Origin of the sequence: Streptomyces sp. S063 (assembly GCF_002832675.1) — a bacterium.
In the GTDB taxonomy this organism is placed as follows: domain Bacteria; phylum Actinomycetota; class Actinomycetes; order Streptomycetales; family Streptomycetaceae; genus Streptomyces; species Streptomyces sindenensis.
Genome location: NZ_CP021707.1, coordinates 6393998 through 6409847, shown reverse-complemented (window position 1 = coordinate 6409847; position 15850 = coordinate 6393998). Strand labels below are relative to the sequence as shown.

Below are 15850 nucleotides of genomic sequence, written 5' to 3'. Positions count from 1 at the left end.
GCGCCCCGTTTTCGGGGAAGATTCGGGACGAATTCGGGAAGTCTTCGAGGAGCATCGGGCCGAGGAAAGCCACCGCACCCGGGATCAGAAGTGGAAGAGTCTTCATCATGCAGGTCTGGCCGGGACACGCTTACCCCCTCGGCGCCACGTACGACGGCGCCGGCACCAACTTCGCGGTCTTCTCCGAGGCCGCCCACCGGATCGAGTTGTGCCTGTTGCACGACGACGGTTCAGAAACGGCGGTGGAGCTCCGCGAGACCGACGCCTTCGTGCGTCACGCCTATCTGCCCGGGGTGATGCCGGGGCAGCGGTACGGCTTCCGGGTGCACGGGCCCTACGAACCGCAGCGCGGGGCGCGGTGCAACTCCGCCAAACTGCTGCTGGACCCGTACGCCCGTGCGGTCGCCGGGAAGATCGACTGGGGCGAGGCGGTGTACGGCTACCCCTTCGGGAGGCCGGACGCCCGCAACGACCTCGACTCCGCCCCGCACACCATGAGCTCGGTGGTGGTCAATCCGTACTTCGACTGGGGCGACGACCGCCGCCCCCGTACGGACTACCACCGGACCGTGATCTACGAGGCCCATGTGAAGGGCCTGACCATGCTGCACCCGGGGCTTCCGCCCGAGCTGCGCGGTACGTACGCGGGACTCGCGCATCCGGAGGTGATCGCCCATCTCACCGAACTGGGCGTCACCGCGATCGAACTGATGCCCGTTCACCAGTTCGTCCAGGACCATCGCCTCGCGGACATGGGGCTGGCCAACTACTGGGGTTACAACACCATCGGCTTCTTCGCCCCGCACAACACCTACGCCTCCTGGGGCGACCGCGGCGAACAGGTGCTGGAGTTCAAGCAGGCGGTGAAGGCGCTCCACCAGGCGGGCATCGAGGTCATCCTCGACGTGGTCTACAACCACACCGCCGAGGGCAACCACCTCGGGCCCACCCTCTCCTTCCGCGGTCTCGACAACGCCTCCTACTACCGGCTGACCGACGACCAGCGCTACTACATGGACACCACGGGCACGGGGAACTCCCTGCTCATGCGGTCCCCGCACGTCCTCCAGATGATCATGGACTCGTTGCGGTACTGGGTGACCGAGATGCATGTGGACGGATTCCGCTTCGACCTGGCGGCCACGCTCGCCCGCCAGTTCCACGAGGTGGACCGGCTGTCCTCGTTCTTCGACCTGGTGCAGCAGGATCCGGTGGTCAGCCAGGTGAAGCTGATCGCGGAGCCGTGGGACGTCGGCGAGGGCGGCTATCAGGTGGGCAACTTCCCACCGCTGTGGACCGAGTGGAACGGCAAGTACCGCGACACGGTCCGCGACCTGTGGCGGGGCGAGCCACGCACACTCGCGGAGTTCGCCGGACGGCTCACCGGCTCCTCCGACCTCTACCAGGACGACGGCCGCCGCCCCCTCGCCTCGATCAACTTCACCACCTGCCACGACGGCTTCACCCTCCACGACCTCGTCTCGTACAACGAGAAGCGCAACGACGCCAACGGGGAGGACAACCGGGACGGCGAGAGCCACAACCGGTCCTGGAACTGCGGGGCGGAGGGCGAGACCGACGACCCGGAGGTCCTGGAGCTGAGGGCCCGCCAGATGCGGAACTTCATCGCCACGCTGATGTTGTCGCAGGGCGTGCCGATGCTGAGCCACGGCGACGAGTTCGCCCGTACGCAGAAGGGCAACAACAACGCCTACTGCCAGGACAACGAGCTGGCCTGGGTGCACTGGCCCGACCCGGACGAACCGGCCGACGCCGCCGCCTCCGCGCTGCTGGAGTTCACCCGGGCGATGGTGTGGCTGCGCCGCGACCACCCGGTCTTCCGGCGCCGCCGCTTCTTCCACGGGCGGCCGGTGGAGGGCACCCACGACGAACTCTCCGACATCGCCTGGTTCACCCCCGAGGGCGAGGAGATGACGCAGCAGGACTGGCAGGCGGCGCACGCCAAGGCGATGACCGTGTTCCTCAACGGGCACGCGATCTCGGAACCGGGGCCGCGCGGTGAGCGGATCTCCGACGACTCGTTCCTGCTGATGTTCAACGCGAGCGCCGAGACCCTGGAATTCGCCGTTCCCGTCGACCACGGGGAACAGTGGCAGGTCGTCGTGGACACCGCCCGCCCGGACGGGGTGGAGCCGGGGACGGGTCCGAAGGTGGCCGAGGGCGAGCGGGTCACGCTGATCGGCCGCAGCCTGGCGGTGCTGAAGAGGCCCGCCTGAGGCCGGGGCGGCAGGGGTGAGGTTCCCGCCCGGGGTGACACGGTTCGCCCCGGGCGGGGTACGTAGAAGTCCATGACGCCCTCCGCCACGTACCGGCTTCAGCTCCAGCCCGACTTCCCGTTCGCCGCCGCCGAGAAGGCCGTGCCGTATCTCGCCGCGCTCGGCGTCTCGCATCTCCACCTCTCCCCCGTCCTGGAGGCGGTCCCCGGCTCCACCCACGGTTACGACGTGGTCGACCACAGCCGGATCCGGGCCGAGCTGGGCGGCGAGGAGGGGCTGCGGTCGCTCGCCTCGGCCGCCCGGGAGCACGGGCTCGGGCTGGTCCTGGACATCGTGCCCAATCACATGGCCGCCTCGCCCCGGCACAACCGCCGGCTGTGGGAGGTGCTGCGCGAGGGTGCGGCCTCCCCGTACGCCCGCTGGTTCGACATCGACTGGGCGGCGGGCGGCGGCCAGGTGCTGCTGCCGGTGCTCGCGGGGCCGCTCGGCCAGGAGCTGGAGCATCTGACCGTGGACGGGGAGGTGCTGCGCTACCACGATCTGGAGTTCCCGCTCCGGGCCGGTACGGCGGACCTGCCGCTGCCCCGGCTGCTGGAGGAGCAGCACTACCGGCTCGGCTGGTGGCGGCTGGCCCGCACGGAGCTGAACTACCGGCGGTTCTTCACCGTCCCGGAGCTGATCGGGGTCCGCGTGGAACACCCGGAGGTCTTCGAGGACACCCACGCCAAGGTCCTCGAACTGCTCCGGGACGGCGTGCTGGACGGGCTGCGCATCGACCACCCCGACGGCCTCGCCGCCCCCGCCGCCTATCTGGAGCGGCTGAACGAAGCCACCGGCGGACGCTGGACGGTGGTGGAGAAGATCCTCACCGGCGACGAGCACCTCCCGGCGGAGTGGGCGGTCGCGGGCACCACCGGGTACGACGCCCTGCGCCGGATCGACGGGGTGTTCACCGACCCGTCCGGCGCGGCGGAGCTGCTCGGCCGCTACCGCGAGTTCGCGGGACCGCCCGGCGACCGGGGCGGCGACTGGAGCGCGACGGTGCGGCGGGCCGCGTACCGGGTGGCGACGCACGAGCTGGCCGCCGAGACCGCGTGGCTGGCCCGGTTGGCGGCCGCGATCTGTGGCCGGGACGCCGCGCTGCGGGACCATGCCCCGTGGGCGCTGCGGACGGCGATCCGGGAGCTGCTGGTCCGTGTACCGGTCTACCGGCCGTACGTCACGGCGGGCGAGCCGCCGACCCGGATCGCCGAGGAGACGCTGACCGACGAGGCGGTACGGGACGCGAAGACGGTGTTCTCCGTCCCGGAGGAGGCGGCGGCCGTCGACGTCGTACGGGACCTGGCGCTCGGGCGGATCGGCGGCGGGGAGGAACAGGCGGCGTTCTGCGCCCGGTTCGCGCAGACCGCGTCCGCTCTGCACGCCAAGTCGGCGGAGGACACGGCGTTCTACCGGTACGTTCCGCTGATCTCCGCCACCGAGGTGGGCGGCGATCCGGGGAAACCCGCCGTATCGCCGGAGGAGTTCCACGCTTTCGCCGCCCGGATCGCCCGCGACTGGCCCGCCACGGGCACGGTCCTGACCACGCACGACACCAAGCGCAGCGCGGACGTCCGGGCCCGGATCGCGGTGCTGTCGCAGTGCCCGGAGCGGTGGGCGGCGCTGGTGACGGAGCTGACGGCGGCGACCCCGGAGCCCGCCCCTGACCCCCAACTTGCCTGGACCGCCTGGCAGTCGGCGTACGGCTGCGCGGAGCTGCCGCCCGACGAACTGGGCGAGCGGTTGGAGCCGGCGCTGCTGAAAGCGGTGCGCGAGGCGGGCCTGTTCACCAGCTGGACGGAGTCGGACCCGGCCTACGAACGCGCTGTGTCGGACTTCGTCGCGGCCGGGCCGGGACGCGGGGAGGGTGTGGCCCGGAGACTGATCGCCGAGTTCGCGGACGCGCTCGCCCCGCATGTCCGGGCGCAGGTGCTGGGGGCGGCGCTGGTGCACCTGACGATGCCGGGAGTGCCGGATCTCTACCAGGGCACGGAGAGCGAGTACCTGGCCCTGGTCGACCCGGACAACCGACGGCCGTTCCGACGGCCGGACGTGCCGGACGAGAAGCAGACGCTGACGGGGACCGCGCTCGCGCTGCGCCGCGAACTCCCGGACGTTTTCGGCGAGTCGGGGACGTACGCACCCCTCACGGCGAGCGGCCCCGCCGCCCCGCATCTGCTGGCCTTCTGCCGCTCGGGCGAGGTGGTCACTGCAGTGACCCGGCTTTCGCTGCGGCTGGCCGAGGGCGGGGGCTGGCGGGACACGGTGCTGGAGCTGCCGGACGGGGGCCTGTGGCGGGACGTGCTGTCGCCGACGCCCGGCCGGGAGTTCACGGGGGGCACGGTGGCGGCGGGCGAACTGTTCGCGGAACGGCCGGTGGCGCTGCTGCGGCGGGTGGGCGACTGACGGGACCGCACCGGGCGGGTGGCGTCGGGGCCCGTGCTGCCGACGTCAGGACGGGCTCACGAGCAGGGCGCGCGGGCCGCGGGTGAGGAAGCCGCCCGCCACCGGGCGGAAGCCGTCGGCCCAGCGGATGCCGGGCATCGCAGCCAGCAGGGCGCGCAGCCCGTGTTCGGCCTCCAGCCGGCCGAGGAGGGCGGCGGGGCAGCCGGCCGGGCCGATGAGCAGCGGGTCGGCGTCGGCGCGCAGCGGGTCGAAACGGTCGGGTGCGGCGAACCGGGCCGGGTCGCGGCCCGCCGCGCCGATGAGGCAGGCGACGGGTGCATCGGCGGGGAGGGTGCCACCGCTGACGGCGACCTCGGTGCGGGTGCGGCGCAGCACGATCTGGACGGGCGGATCGCGGCGCAGCGTCTCGGCCCAGGCCCGCCCGAGCAGCGCCCCGGAGCCTGCCCCGCCCGCGCCCCCGCCCGCTTCGCCGGCGGTCGCGGCGGCCAGCAGGTCGGGATCGTCGAGCATGTTCGCGAGGAACGAGGCGAGGGCGTGCTCGCGGAGCGCGGTGGTCCCGGTGCAGCCCCCGGCTCCCCCGCCGGTACGCCGGTGGCGGGCGCCCCGGGGCAGGGTGCTGAGGTCCGGGTGGGCGAGCCCGGCCGCGGCGGCGGCGGCCCCGGCGGGCAGCCACCGGCAGAAGTCGGCGACCAGGTCCGCCCGGTCGCGCCCGGCGATCCGGCGGGCCAGGACGTACGCGGTGCGCTCGACGGCGGGGGCGGCGGTGCTCCACGGCACGGTGAGCGGGCCGCAGACCAGGCTGCCCCGGCAGAGGCCGAGCGGGACGGGGGCCCGGCCGCGCGGGGCCCCGTCGTGCGGGTAGCCGGTGAACCGGGGGTCCGTGAGGGCCAGGGCCACATCCGTGTACCGGCTCAGCAGCCAGGCGCCGAGGGCCGGGTCGTAGCCGAGGGGGTGGTCGGTGCGCAGCAGACGGTAGAGGCGCAGCCGGTACGGATCCGTCGTGGCCCCCGGCGCCAGGAGCCCCGGCAGGCCGCCCGAGAGCCGGTGCGGGCGACGGGCGGCAGGCAGGGCGTCGGGGCGTTCGACCGGCATCCCGCACCCCCTGGAGTCGGTGCGCCGACGGTCGGCGCGCGCCCTCTCAGCGGACCACCGACGGGGGCGCGCCGCAGTCGGCGTACGGCCGTTCGGGTGAGGGCTCGCCGGGGCGCGGGCGGCGGATTCCGGCGGTGGGCAGGGTGCCGAGCAGCTGCGTGAAGGCCGCCGCGGCCCCGGTCAGGGGCACCCGCGAGAACACGCCCAGCGAGCGCAGCCAGGGCGGGTCGACGCCGAGCACCGCGCAGTCCTCGCCGACCGCCCCCCGGGCGAGGTGGGTGGGGGCCATGGACACGCCGACGCCGGCCGCCGCCATGCGCACGGCGGTCGAGGTGTGCTCGGTCCACACCGCCGTACGGGGTGTGAAGCCCGCCGCCTCGCAGACGCCGTCCAGAAAGGGGCGGCCCCCGACGACCGGCTCCATGGCGCACCGCACCCAGGGCCGGTCGGCCAGCTCGTGGAGGCCGACCGAGGAGCGCCCGGCCAGCGGGTCGTCGAACGGGACGACGAGGACGATCTCCTCCTCCCCCACCGGGACGACGGGCCCGGCCCAGCCCACCGGCAGCGGCCCCACGGCCAGGTCGGCGGTGCCGCGCTCCACCTGGTCCTCCAGGGCGTCGACGCTGGCGTACTCGTGGAGGACGAGGCCCACGCCGGGGTGCGTGCGCCGCCAGTGGGCGAATGCCTCGGGGAGGACGCCGACGGCCACCGAGTGCACAGTGGCGATGTGCAGTTCACCGCCTTCCGCACCGGCGGCGGCGCGGGCCGCACGGCGTGCCTGGGCGGCGCTGCGGACGGAGCGTTCGGCGTGCGGGAGGAAGGCCCGGCCCATCGGAGTGAGCAGGACGCCGCGCGGCAGCCGTTCCAGCAGGTCGCCGCCGACTGTCCGCTCCAGCGCCTTGATCTGGTGGGAGAGGGCGGGCTGGGTGACATGGAGCCGTTCGGCGGCGCGGGTGAAGGAGGCCTCCTCGACGACCGCGACGAAGTACTCCATCTGACGCAGACTCATGTACGGCACCCCCCGGTCGACTTCCGCACCACGCTCGCCAACGCCGGCCCATGAACGTTGTGCATCGGCTCCACACGCATTCTGCCTTGGACGCATGGCCGGGGCCGGGGCGAGGGTGGAACGCATGACACGGACGAGCACGGAACAGACCGAGCAGACCGAGCAGGCGGCGAGCCCCGGGGGCACCACCACGGACGTACTGGTCATCGGCGGCGGGACCGGCGGCTACTCGACGGCGTTGCGTGCGGCGGCCCTGGGGCTGCGCGTCGTGCTCGCCGAGCGGGACGCGGTGGGGGGCACCTGCCTGCACCGCGGCTGCATCCCGAGCAAGGCGATGCTGCACGCCGCCGAACTCGTCGACGGCATCGCCGAGGCCCGGGAGCGGTGGGGAGTGATGGCGACGTTCGACGCGGTGGACTGGTCTTCTCTGGTCGCGACCCGGGACGACATCGTGGCCCGCAACCACCGCGGGGTCGAGGGGCAACTCGCGCGGGCCGGGGTGACGGTGGTACGCGGCAGCGCCGAGCTGACGGGCCCGCGCTCCGCCCGGATCGGCGGGTACGGGGAGGTCGCCGCCCGGCGGGGCGTGGTGCTGGCGACCGGTTCGCGGCCCCGGATGCTGCCGGGCGGGGCGGCGGACGGGCGGCGGGTGGTGACGAGTGACGACGCGCTGTACGCCCCGGGGCTGCCCGGGTCCGTGCTGGTGGTCGGCGGCGGGGCGATCGGCGTCGAGTACGCCTCGTTCCACCGGTCGATGGGGGCCGATGTGACGCTCGTGGAGGCCGCCGACCGACTGGTGCCGCTGGAGGACGCGGAGGTGTCACGGCATCTCGCCCGGGGGCTGCGGAAGCGGGGCATCCGGGTGGAGGCGGGCGCGCGGCTGCTGGAGTGGGAGGTGGTGGGCGAGGGGGTGCGGGCCGTGGTGCGGACCGCCCGGGGCGAGTCGGTCGCGGTGGCGGCGGAGCGGCTGTTGGTGGCGGTCGGCCGGGAGCCGGTGACGGACGGGCTGGGGCTGGCGGCGGCGGGGCTGGTCACGGACGGGCGGGGCCATGTGGTGCCCGCCGACTGGTCGCGGCTGGAGACGGCGGTGCCGGGCATCCATGTGGTGGGCGACCTGCTGCCGCCGCCGTCCCTCGGACTGGCCCACGCCTCGTTCGCCGAGGGGCTGTTGGTCGCGGAGACGCTGGCCGGGCTGCGTACCTCCCCGGTCGACTACGCCACCGTTCCCCGTGTCACGTACTCCTCACCGCAGACGGCCGCGGTGGGGCTGACCGAGGCGCAGGCCCGGGACGCGGGGCACGATGTGGTGGTGAACAGCCTGCCGCTGACGGCGGTCGCGAAGGGCATGGTGCACGGCAGGGGTGGTCTGGTGAAGGTGGTGGCGGAGCGGGCGGGCCGGGTCCTCGGCGTGCATCTGGTCGGCCCGCACGTCTCGGAGATGATCGCGGAGAGCCAGCTCGTGGTCGGCTGGGACGCGGAGCCCTCCGATGTGGCCCACCACATCCATCCGCATCCGACGCTCGTAGAGGCGGTCGGCGAGGCGTTCCTGACGCTGGCCGGGCGCGGACTGCACCAGCAGCACTGACGCCCGGAGCCGGACGGGCCCCGACGGCAGACGGACGCCGGGCGCCGGGATCCGGGATCAGGCAGACGGCAGGCCGGGCGCCTGTGGCGGACGGTCGGAGCCGGGCTGCGGAAGGCCGGGCCCGTTCGACGGAAGCTCAGGAGCAGCCTGCGGCGGAAGCTGGGGCCGCGCGGCGTCGGACGGCCGGGGTGCGTGCGGCGGCAGTTCGGGGAGGCGGTCCTGCGGCCGGGGCGTCTGCGCCGGGAGGCGGTCCGGGGCGGTGAGGCGGAAGCTCATCCGGCCGAAGCTCACCTGGTCGCCGTCGCGTACCGGGATGGAGCCGACGAGCCGCTGGCCGTTGACGCAGGTGCCGTTGGTGGAGCCCAGGTCGCGCAGCACCCAGCGGCCGTTCTGCGCGGAGAGTTCGGCGTGCAGCCGCGAGACCGTCTCGTGGTTGAGGCGCAGTCCGTTCGCCGGGTCGCGGCCGATCAGCAGCGGATACGGGCCGGGCGCGGGCAGCAGCAGCTTGGGGAGCCGCTCGGTCTGCCAGGCGCGGCGCAGTCGCCCGGGGAAGGCGGAGATCCCGCCCACCGCGCGGACCAGTCCCTTGGACCAGCGGCCGTCGCTCTCCAGATCGGCGGTGAGGGCGGCCAGCTCCTCCGGGCGACGGGCGACCAGGGCGAGTTCCATGCGCCGCATGAAGGTGTCGTGCGACAGCTTGCCCTGTGCGGCACCTTCTCTGAGCACGCCGACGACACGGTCGCGCTGGGCGTCCGACAGCCGCGCGGCACTCGTGTGGAACTCGAAGGAGGATGTCACGTCGACGATTGTCGGGCCGAAGGGCCCGGAGTGTCCAGACGAGGCCGTGTTTCCTCCCGCGCTGACCTGCGCCGCTTTCTCCCGCGACGGCCGCCGGGCCCCTTGCCAGGGTCTGCCGCTCACCCATCACGAGGAGACCGTGTGCCCCCTGCCCCATCCCGCCTGACGATCCGTTCGCTGTCCGGCCCCGGCGAACTCGACCTGTTCCGCCGCCTTTCGTACGTTCTCGACCATGAGCCGGCCGACGACCTCGCCACCGGGCGCCGCGTTACGGAGTGGATGTGGGTCGCCCTGGACGGGGACCGGGTCGTCGCCAGGGCGGCCTGGTGGACGAACGCGCCGGGCGGTGAGCCGCTGGTGCTGGACTTCTTCGACCTGGACGACACACTGCCGGTCCCGGAGCGCGTCGCGATCGGCGTCCGGCTGCTGGAGACGGCGACGACGGCCGTGCTGCCCGCCGGTGCGGAGCGGCCCGAGTACGGGCGGTTCGTGCCGCCGGACTGGCACGAGGACCCGTCGTCCGGGACGCCGTCGAGGCGCGGATCCGGGTGATGGAGGAGACCGGGGCGCGGATGCCGGTGGAGCGGCTGCGGCTGGAGTGGCGGGCCGGCACGCCGGTTCCCGAGGACTCCGGCCGCCACGGGTACATCGACGACCTCCTCGCCGAGGGCACCCGGGTGCCGGCCGCCGAGGGCGTGGACCGGATCCGCGCGGCGACCGACCTCGGCAACGTACCGATGGCGAAGTCCTTCGAGCGGCTCGGGTACATCAACTTCGAGCGGGCGTTCACCATGGTCCGGGACGCGGAGAAGAGCAAGGCGCGCGGATGAACGTGTGGTCGGCGTCGGCGGCGGACGAACCGGTGGTCGTCACGGTCCTGGGCGTGGTCGTCGCGCTCCTGGTGCTTCTGGTCTTCGGAGGGCCGGCATGGGTCGTCTTCGTCAGCCCGCGCGGGCACCGTACGCCGGAGGGCCGGCGGCGGGCCCGCGAGCGCAGGACCGCCCACCGTCGGCAGGCCGCGCTCCGCACGCGCCGCGAGGCGTTGCAGCGCCGGAGCCGTGACCGGGAGCAAGGGGCTCGGGCACGCCCGGAAGCGGGTCCCGGGAACTCGTCGGATATCCGGTGGACGGCGGGCGTCGGCGTTGGCTACGGTCTGTTTCGACATCCGGTGCCCGTCGCGGAAGGAGGCGAGAGACATGCGAGGGAACAACCTCACCACCGACCGCAGTACGTCACTCTCGCGCTCCCGTCCCGTCCGCCGGGCGGTGTCGGACCTCGTCTGACCGGGAGCGCGGCATTCCGTCCCGGAGGACACTCTTCATGACCGATCTGGTCATCCGCGCGCTCACGTCGAGCGACGCCGCACTCTTCACCACGTTCCAGGACAGCCCCTTCGTGGGCCGGGCCGCCTTCGGCCAGGCCTACACCTCGACCGCCGACGGCGGCGAGTACCGCCCCGACTGGTCGTGGGTCGCCCTGCGCGGGGACACCGTGATCGCCAGGGCCGCCTGGTGGGGCGGGCCCGGGGACACCGAGCCCGTCGTGCTCAACTGGTTCGACTTCGCGGACGGGGAGGCGGAGGCGGGCGCCGAACTCCTGCGCCGCGCCCCGTTCGACAAGGAGTACGAGCTGATCGCGCCCGCCGGGTGGCGGGACGACCCGGCGGCGCGGGCCGCCGTCGAGGAGCGGGTCGCCGCCGCGACGGCGGCCGGGATGAAGCCGCTGGTCGAGCGCTACCGCTACCGCTGGACCCCCGGCTGCCCGCTGCCCGGGCGGACGGGTCGGCTGACCTACCGCCCGGAGCCGGACGACGAGGTCATCCTCGATGTGCTGCGCCGGGTGCATGCGTCGACGCTGGACGCCCATGCCCGCAAGGCCATCGAGGGCCCCGGCGGTCTGGAGGCGGCGGCGCGGGAGGAGTTGGAGTTCTTCCACTGGTGCCCCTCGCCGAGGGAGTGGTGGCAGCTCGCGTACACGCCGGACGGCGAGGTGGCGGGCCTTCACGTGCCGGCGCACAACCCGTCGGGGCCCTGCGTCGGCTTCATCGGGGTCGTCCCCGAGGCGCGCGGGCACGGCTACGGCTACGACCTGCTCGTGGAGTGCACGAACTTCCTCGTCGAACAGGGCGCCGAGTTCGTCGCGGGGGCGACGGACCAGGGGAACGCGCCGATGGCCGCCGCGTTCGCCCGCGCCGGCTACCCGATCACCCAGGAATGGGTCCATCTGGCGTGAGGGCCCCGGCCTCCTCGGCCAGCCACTCCAGGCGGATTCGCTGCTCGGCGGGGATCGTCGCGTCCTCGCCGCGCGGCCCCACGTTGAGCAGCACGTTCCCGCCGTCGGCCGCCGTGTCGCGGACCAGTGAGGTGAGCGCCTCACGGCCGATGAAGGCGTTGGGACCGGAGTTGCGGTTGTAGCCGAAGCTGTGGTCGACGCCCCGGGTGATCTCGTACGGGTCGGAGCCCTCGTAGCGGGCGTACTCCGGGGTCCGGAAGTCGAAGACGGGCGGTGTGCGCGGGACGAAGCCCTCGCCCTGCGCCACCGTCCGGCGGTCCCACCAGTTGTACAGCGCCTTCGCGCCCGGCAGGCGCAGGCCCCGCCAGTGCGGTGAGTAGGGCAGCAGCCGGTCGTTGACGACGCCGTGCGGGACGGTGAAGCGGTAGAAGTCGACCAGCGAACGGATCTCGTCGGCGGAGGCGGGCCAGGCGATGTCGTTCCAGAGGACGTCGGGCCGGTAGCGGCGGATCAGCTCCCGCATCTGGGCATCGGCGTAGGCGGGGTAGCGTCCGCGCGGGACGGCGGAGAACATGTCGGCCGCCGTGCCGATCGGCCGGTCGTCGAAGGTCCAGTCGAGTCCGCCGGAGTAGTAGACACCGAAGCGCAGGCCCTCGGCCCGTACGGCTTCGGCGAACTCGCCGACCACGTCCCGGGTGGTGTGCCAGCCGGTGCGGTGCGGGTTCTCCGTCTCCGAGGGCCAGAGGCAGAACCCGTCGTGGTGCTTCGTGACCAGGACCGCGTATCCGGCCCCCGCCTCGCGGAAGGAGCGGGCCCAGCCGGCCGGGTCCCAGCCGGCGAGCCCGTCCTCGAAGTCGCGGCCGAAGTCCGTGTAGGGGCGGTTCCCGTAGGTGGCGCGGTGGTGGGCGGCGGCCGGGGAGCCGGGGAAGCGGAGCGCGTTCTCGTACCACTCCGCGTACGGGGTCCAGCCCAGCGGCGCGCGCCTCCCCGCCGCCGGGAGTTCGGCGGCGGGGACGTGGGGCGGGGCCCAGCCGGGGACGGATGCGGGTGTCCAGTGAACGAAGATCCCCAGCTGGGCCCGGGACCACCATGAAGCAACGACCATGGCGGGAGTATTGATCACTCGGGGGCATCACGTAAGCCTTTTCGACCGCCGGATTCCGCTTCTGTGTCTTCTGGGCGCGGATCAGGTCGCGGTACCAGGTGTAGGACCGCTTGGGCGTACGGGTCAGGGTCTCGTAGTCGATGTGGACCAGGCCGAACCGCTGCGAGGCCCCTTCCGTCCACTCCACGTTGTCGGTCAGCGACCAGGTGAAGTAGCCGCGCACGTCCACTCCGGCGTCCATCGCCGCGCGCAGGGCGGTGAGGTGGCTCTCCAGATAGGCGATGCGACGGTCGTCGGCGTGGGGTTCCTCCAGGGCGCAGCCGTTCTCCGTGACGTAGAGCGGCGGGAGGCGGTCGCCGTAGCGGGCGTGCAGGGCGGTGACGATCTCGGTGAGGCCCTCGGGGACGACGGGCCAGCCGAAGCCGGTCTTCTCGTACCCCTCGATCTCCCGTATGCCGAAGGGGAGTTCGGGGGGCATGGTGAAGCCGGAGAAGGTCTCGAGGGCTTCCGGGCGGGGTGCGCCGACGAGGGTCGGGTTGTAGTAGTTGATTCCGTACCAGTCGAGCGGGGTGGAGATGACCTTCAGGTCGTCGGCGACCGGGCCCGGCATCAGGGCAGCGAGGTTCTCGTCCGGGTAGCGGCCGGTGAGCACGGGGTCGGCGAAGAGCCAGTTGGTGAGCGTGTCGTACAGCTCCGCGCCGAAGCGGTCCTCGTCGCTGTCCCCGGCCGTCCAGACCGGGGCGTGCGAGAAGGCGGCCCCGATGTTGTCGGCGCCCGCCGCGCGCAGGGCGCGGACGGCGAGCCCGTGGGCGAGGAGCTGGTGGTGGGCGGCGGGCAGGGCGTCGAAGAGGAGGGTGCGGCCGGGGGCGTGCTCGCCCAGGGCGTAGCCGAGGAGGGTGACCTCGGCGGGTTCGTTGATCGTGATCCACATGGGGACCCGGTCGGCGAGGCGTTCGGCGACGATGCCCGCGTACTCGGCGAAGCGGTGGGCGGTGTCCCGGTCGAGCCAGCCGCCGGCCTCCTCCAGCGGGAGCGGGGTGTCCCAGTGGTAGAGGGTCGGGGCGGGGGTGATGCCGTGGGCGCACAGCTCGTCGACGAGCCGGTCGTAGAAGTCGAGCCCGTCGGCGTTGACGGCTCCGCTGCCGCCGGGCACCACGCGGGGCCAGCTGACGGAGAACCGGAAGGCGTCGGCGCCGAGCCCGGCCAGCAGGGCGACGTCCTCGCGGTAGCGGGCGTGGAAGCCGGTGCCCCGGGTGGTGTCGGTGCCGTCCTTGATCCGGCCGGGCAGCGCGGCGAAGGCGTCCCAGCCGGAGGGGCCCTTGCCGTCCGCGTCCACGGCCCCCTCGGTCTGGAACGCGGAGGACGAGGCCCCCCAGAGGAAACCGGGCGGGAAGATCGGCAGGGTCATCGCGGCCTCCAGCAGCCGTACGTGGGAATCCGTATGAGCGGGCGCCTCGCCGGGCAATGATCAGGACCAGACCTTAATCGCCGGTGGCGGGCGGCAACAGAGCCTGTCGCGAGGATCGTGGAGCCCGCCCCCGGGCGTCCGCGCGCCCCGCCCAGGGACGAGGAGTGGTGGATGCAGTTCGAGGTGTGGGCCCCCGACGCGGACTCGGTCGTGCTGGAGGCGGCGGACGTCCGGTCCCCGATGGGGCGTGACGCGGGGCGCGAGGGGTGGTGGACGGCCGAGGCGGCGGCGTCGGACGGGGACCGGTACGGGTTCCGGGTGGACGACGGGCCCCTGCTGCCGGACCCCCGTTCGCGGCGGCAGCCGGACGGGCCCGACGGGCCGAGCGCGGTCGTGGACCAGGAGGCGTACGCCTGGCGCAACGGGTGGGCGGGGCGGCGGCTGAACCGGGCCGTGCTGTACGAGCTGCATGTGGGGACGTACACCCCGGAGGGCACGTTCGACGCGGCGGCGGCCCGGCTGGGCCATCTGGCGGAGCTGGGGGTCACCCATGTGTCGCTGATGCCCGTGTGCCCGTTCCCGGGGGTCAACGGCTGGGGGTACGAGGGCGTCTCCCTGTGGGCCGTGCACGAACCGTACGGCGGGCCCGAGGGGCTGAAACGCTTTGTCGACGCGGCGCACGGGCTGGGGCTCGGGGTGGTCCTGGACGTCGTCCACAACCATCTGGGCCCCTCCGGCAACCACCTCCCCGCCTTCGGCCCGTACTTCACCGACACCCACCACACCCCGTGGGGCGCGGCGGTCAACCTGGACGCGCCGGGCTCGGACGAGGTGCGGGCGTTCCTGCTGGGCAGCGCCGTGGCCTGGCTGCGCGACTACCGGCTGGACGGGCTGCGGCTCGACGCGGTGCACGCGCTGGCCGACACCCGGGCGCTGACCTTCCTGGAGGAACTGTCGGCGGCGGTGGACGCGCTGGCGATGGAGCTGGGGCGGCCGCTCGGGCTGATCGCCGAGTCCGACCTCTGCGACCCTCGCACCACGACCCCGCGCCCGGCGGGCGGACTCGGGCTGCACGCCCAGTGGAACGACGACTTCCACCACGCCCTGCACACCGCGCTCACCGGCGAGTCCCAGGGCTACTACGCCGACTTCGCCCGGGCCCCGCTGGCCGCCCTCGCCAAGACGGTGACATCGGCGTTCTTCCACAACGGGACGTGGTCCAGCTTCCGGGGCCGGAGCCACGGCCGCCCGGTCGACGTGTCCCGTACCCCGGCGCACCGCTTCGTCGGTTACGCGCAGACGCACGACCAGATCGGCAACCGGGCGCTGGGCGACCGCCTGGCCTCAGCCCTCTCCCCCGGTCTCCAGGCGTGCGCCGCCGCGCTCGTGCTGACCGGCCCCTTCACCCCGATGCTGTTCATGGGCGAGGAGTGGGGGGCGCGCACCCCCTGGCAGTTCTTCACCGACCACACGGACCCGGAGCTGGCCGAGGCCGTGCGCAACGGCAGACGGCGGGAGTTCGGGGCGCACGGCTGGGCGGAGGAGGAGATCCCCGACCCGCAGGACCCGGCGACCCGGGACCGGTCCTGCCTCGACTGGTCCGAACCGGACCGCGAACCGCATGCGCGGCTGCTCGCCTGGTATCGCGAACTGATCGCGCTGCGGCGGACGTTGCCCGATCTGCACGACCCCGATCTGGCGTCGGTGAAGACCGCGTTCGACGAGGACGCACGCTGGTTCGCCTACCGCCGGGGAGACCTGCGGGTCGTGGTGAACCTGGCCGACAAGCCGGCCGCGATCCCGCTCGGCCTCGGCCGCCACCGCCGTTCCGGGGGGCGGGTGCTGGCGGCCTGGGAACCGGTCGAGGCGCCGGGGCCGGACGGGGTTCTCCACCTGCCGCCGGAGTCGTGCGTGGTGCTCGCGGACGACTGAACTCCCT

The 15850-nt window shown here is 73.6% G+C and carries 9 protein-coding genes and 2 pseudogenes; 6 read left to right on the top strand and 5 right to left on the bottom strand.

The window, feature by feature from the left end; all coding sequences use genetic code 11:
- Positions 1-107 precede the first annotated feature (107 nt).
- Positions 108-2237, top strand: a complete 2130-nt coding sequence (gene glgX, locus CCZ36_RS29120) for a glycogen debranching protein GlgX (protein WP_069736658.1) — start codon at positions 108-110, stop codon at positions 2235-2237.
- A 72-nt stretch (positions 2238-2309) separates the two neighbouring features.
- Positions 2310-4682, top strand: a complete 2373-nt coding sequence (gene treY / locus CCZ36_RS29115; RefSeq protein WP_128818916.1) for a malto-oligosyltrehalose synthase — start codon at positions 2310-2312, stop codon at positions 4680-4682.
- Positions 4683-4727: 45 nt separating this feature from the next.
- Here the strand turns inward: treY and CCZ36_RS29110 are convergent, their stop codons facing one another.
- Both CCZ36_RS29110 and CCZ36_RS29105 read right to left on the bottom strand, forming a co-directional pair.
- Entirely contained in the window at positions 4728-5774 is a 1047-nt protein-coding gene (locus CCZ36_RS29110) for a cytochrome P450 (protein WP_128818915.1), read from the bottom strand.
- Positions 5775-5820: 46 nt separating this feature from the next.
- A complete protein-coding gene (locus CCZ36_RS29105) occupies positions 5821-6783 on the bottom strand; it encodes a LysR family transcriptional regulator (protein WP_237302759.1) in 963 nt (320 codons plus the stop codon).
- A 124-nt stretch (positions 6784-6907) separates the two neighbouring features.
- Here CCZ36_RS29105 and lpdA point away from each other — a divergent pair, with 124 nt between their 5' ends.
- Positions 6908-8368 (top strand): dihydrolipoyl dehydrogenase, encoded by a 1461-nt coding sequence (gene lpdA / locus CCZ36_RS29100; protein WP_206515776.1) that lies wholly within the window; start codon positions 6908-6910, stop codon positions 8366-8368.
- A gap of 57 nt (positions 8369-8425) precedes the next feature.
- Here the strand turns inward: lpdA and CCZ36_RS29095 are convergent, their stop codons facing one another.
- Positions 8426-9166 (bottom strand): DUF1707 and FHA domain-containing protein, encoded by a 741-nt coding sequence (locus tag CCZ36_RS29095; RefSeq protein ID WP_079134001.1) that lies wholly within the window; start codon positions 9164-9166, stop codon positions 8426-8428.
- A 141-nt stretch (positions 9167-9307) separates the two neighbouring features.
- On the opposite strand from CCZ36_RS29095, the pseudogene CCZ36_RS29090 reads away from it, so the two are divergent.
- Both CCZ36_RS29090 and CCZ36_RS29080 read left to right on the top strand, forming a co-directional pair.
- Positions 9308-9996 (top strand): annotated as a pseudogene (locus CCZ36_RS29090) (hypothetical protein).
- Between the two features lie 490 nt (positions 9997-10486).
- Complete coding sequence (locus CCZ36_RS29080) at positions 10487-11398, top strand: GNAT family N-acetyltransferase (protein WP_069739909.1); 912 nt, start codon at positions 10487-10489, stop codon at positions 11396-11398.
- On the opposite strand, the gene CCZ36_RS29075 is transcribed toward CCZ36_RS29080, so the two are convergent.
- Together CCZ36_RS29075 and CCZ36_RS29070 are read right to left on the bottom strand one after the other, a co-directional pair.
- On the bottom strand, positions 11370-12503 hold the full coding sequence (locus CCZ36_RS29075) for an alpha-L-fucosidase (protein ID WP_128818914.1): 1134 nt from the start codon (positions 12501-12503) through the stop codon (positions 11370-11372). The two genes, CCZ36_RS29080 and CCZ36_RS29075, sit on opposite strands and share 29 nt — an antisense overlap.
- 22 nt (positions 12504-12525) lie before the next feature.
- Positions 12526-13911: pseudogene (locus CCZ36_RS29070) on the bottom strand (GH1 family beta-glucosidase); the annotation flags it as partial.
- Between the two features lie 171 nt (positions 13912-14082).
- On the opposite strand from CCZ36_RS29070, the gene treZ reads away from it, so the two are divergent.
- On the top strand, positions 14083-15843 hold the full coding sequence (gene treZ / locus CCZ36_RS29065; RefSeq protein WP_069739912.1) for a malto-oligosyltrehalose trehalohydrolase: 1761 nt from the start codon (positions 14083-14085) through the stop codon (positions 15841-15843).
- The last annotated feature ends 7 nt before the right edge of the window (positions 15844-15850 follow it).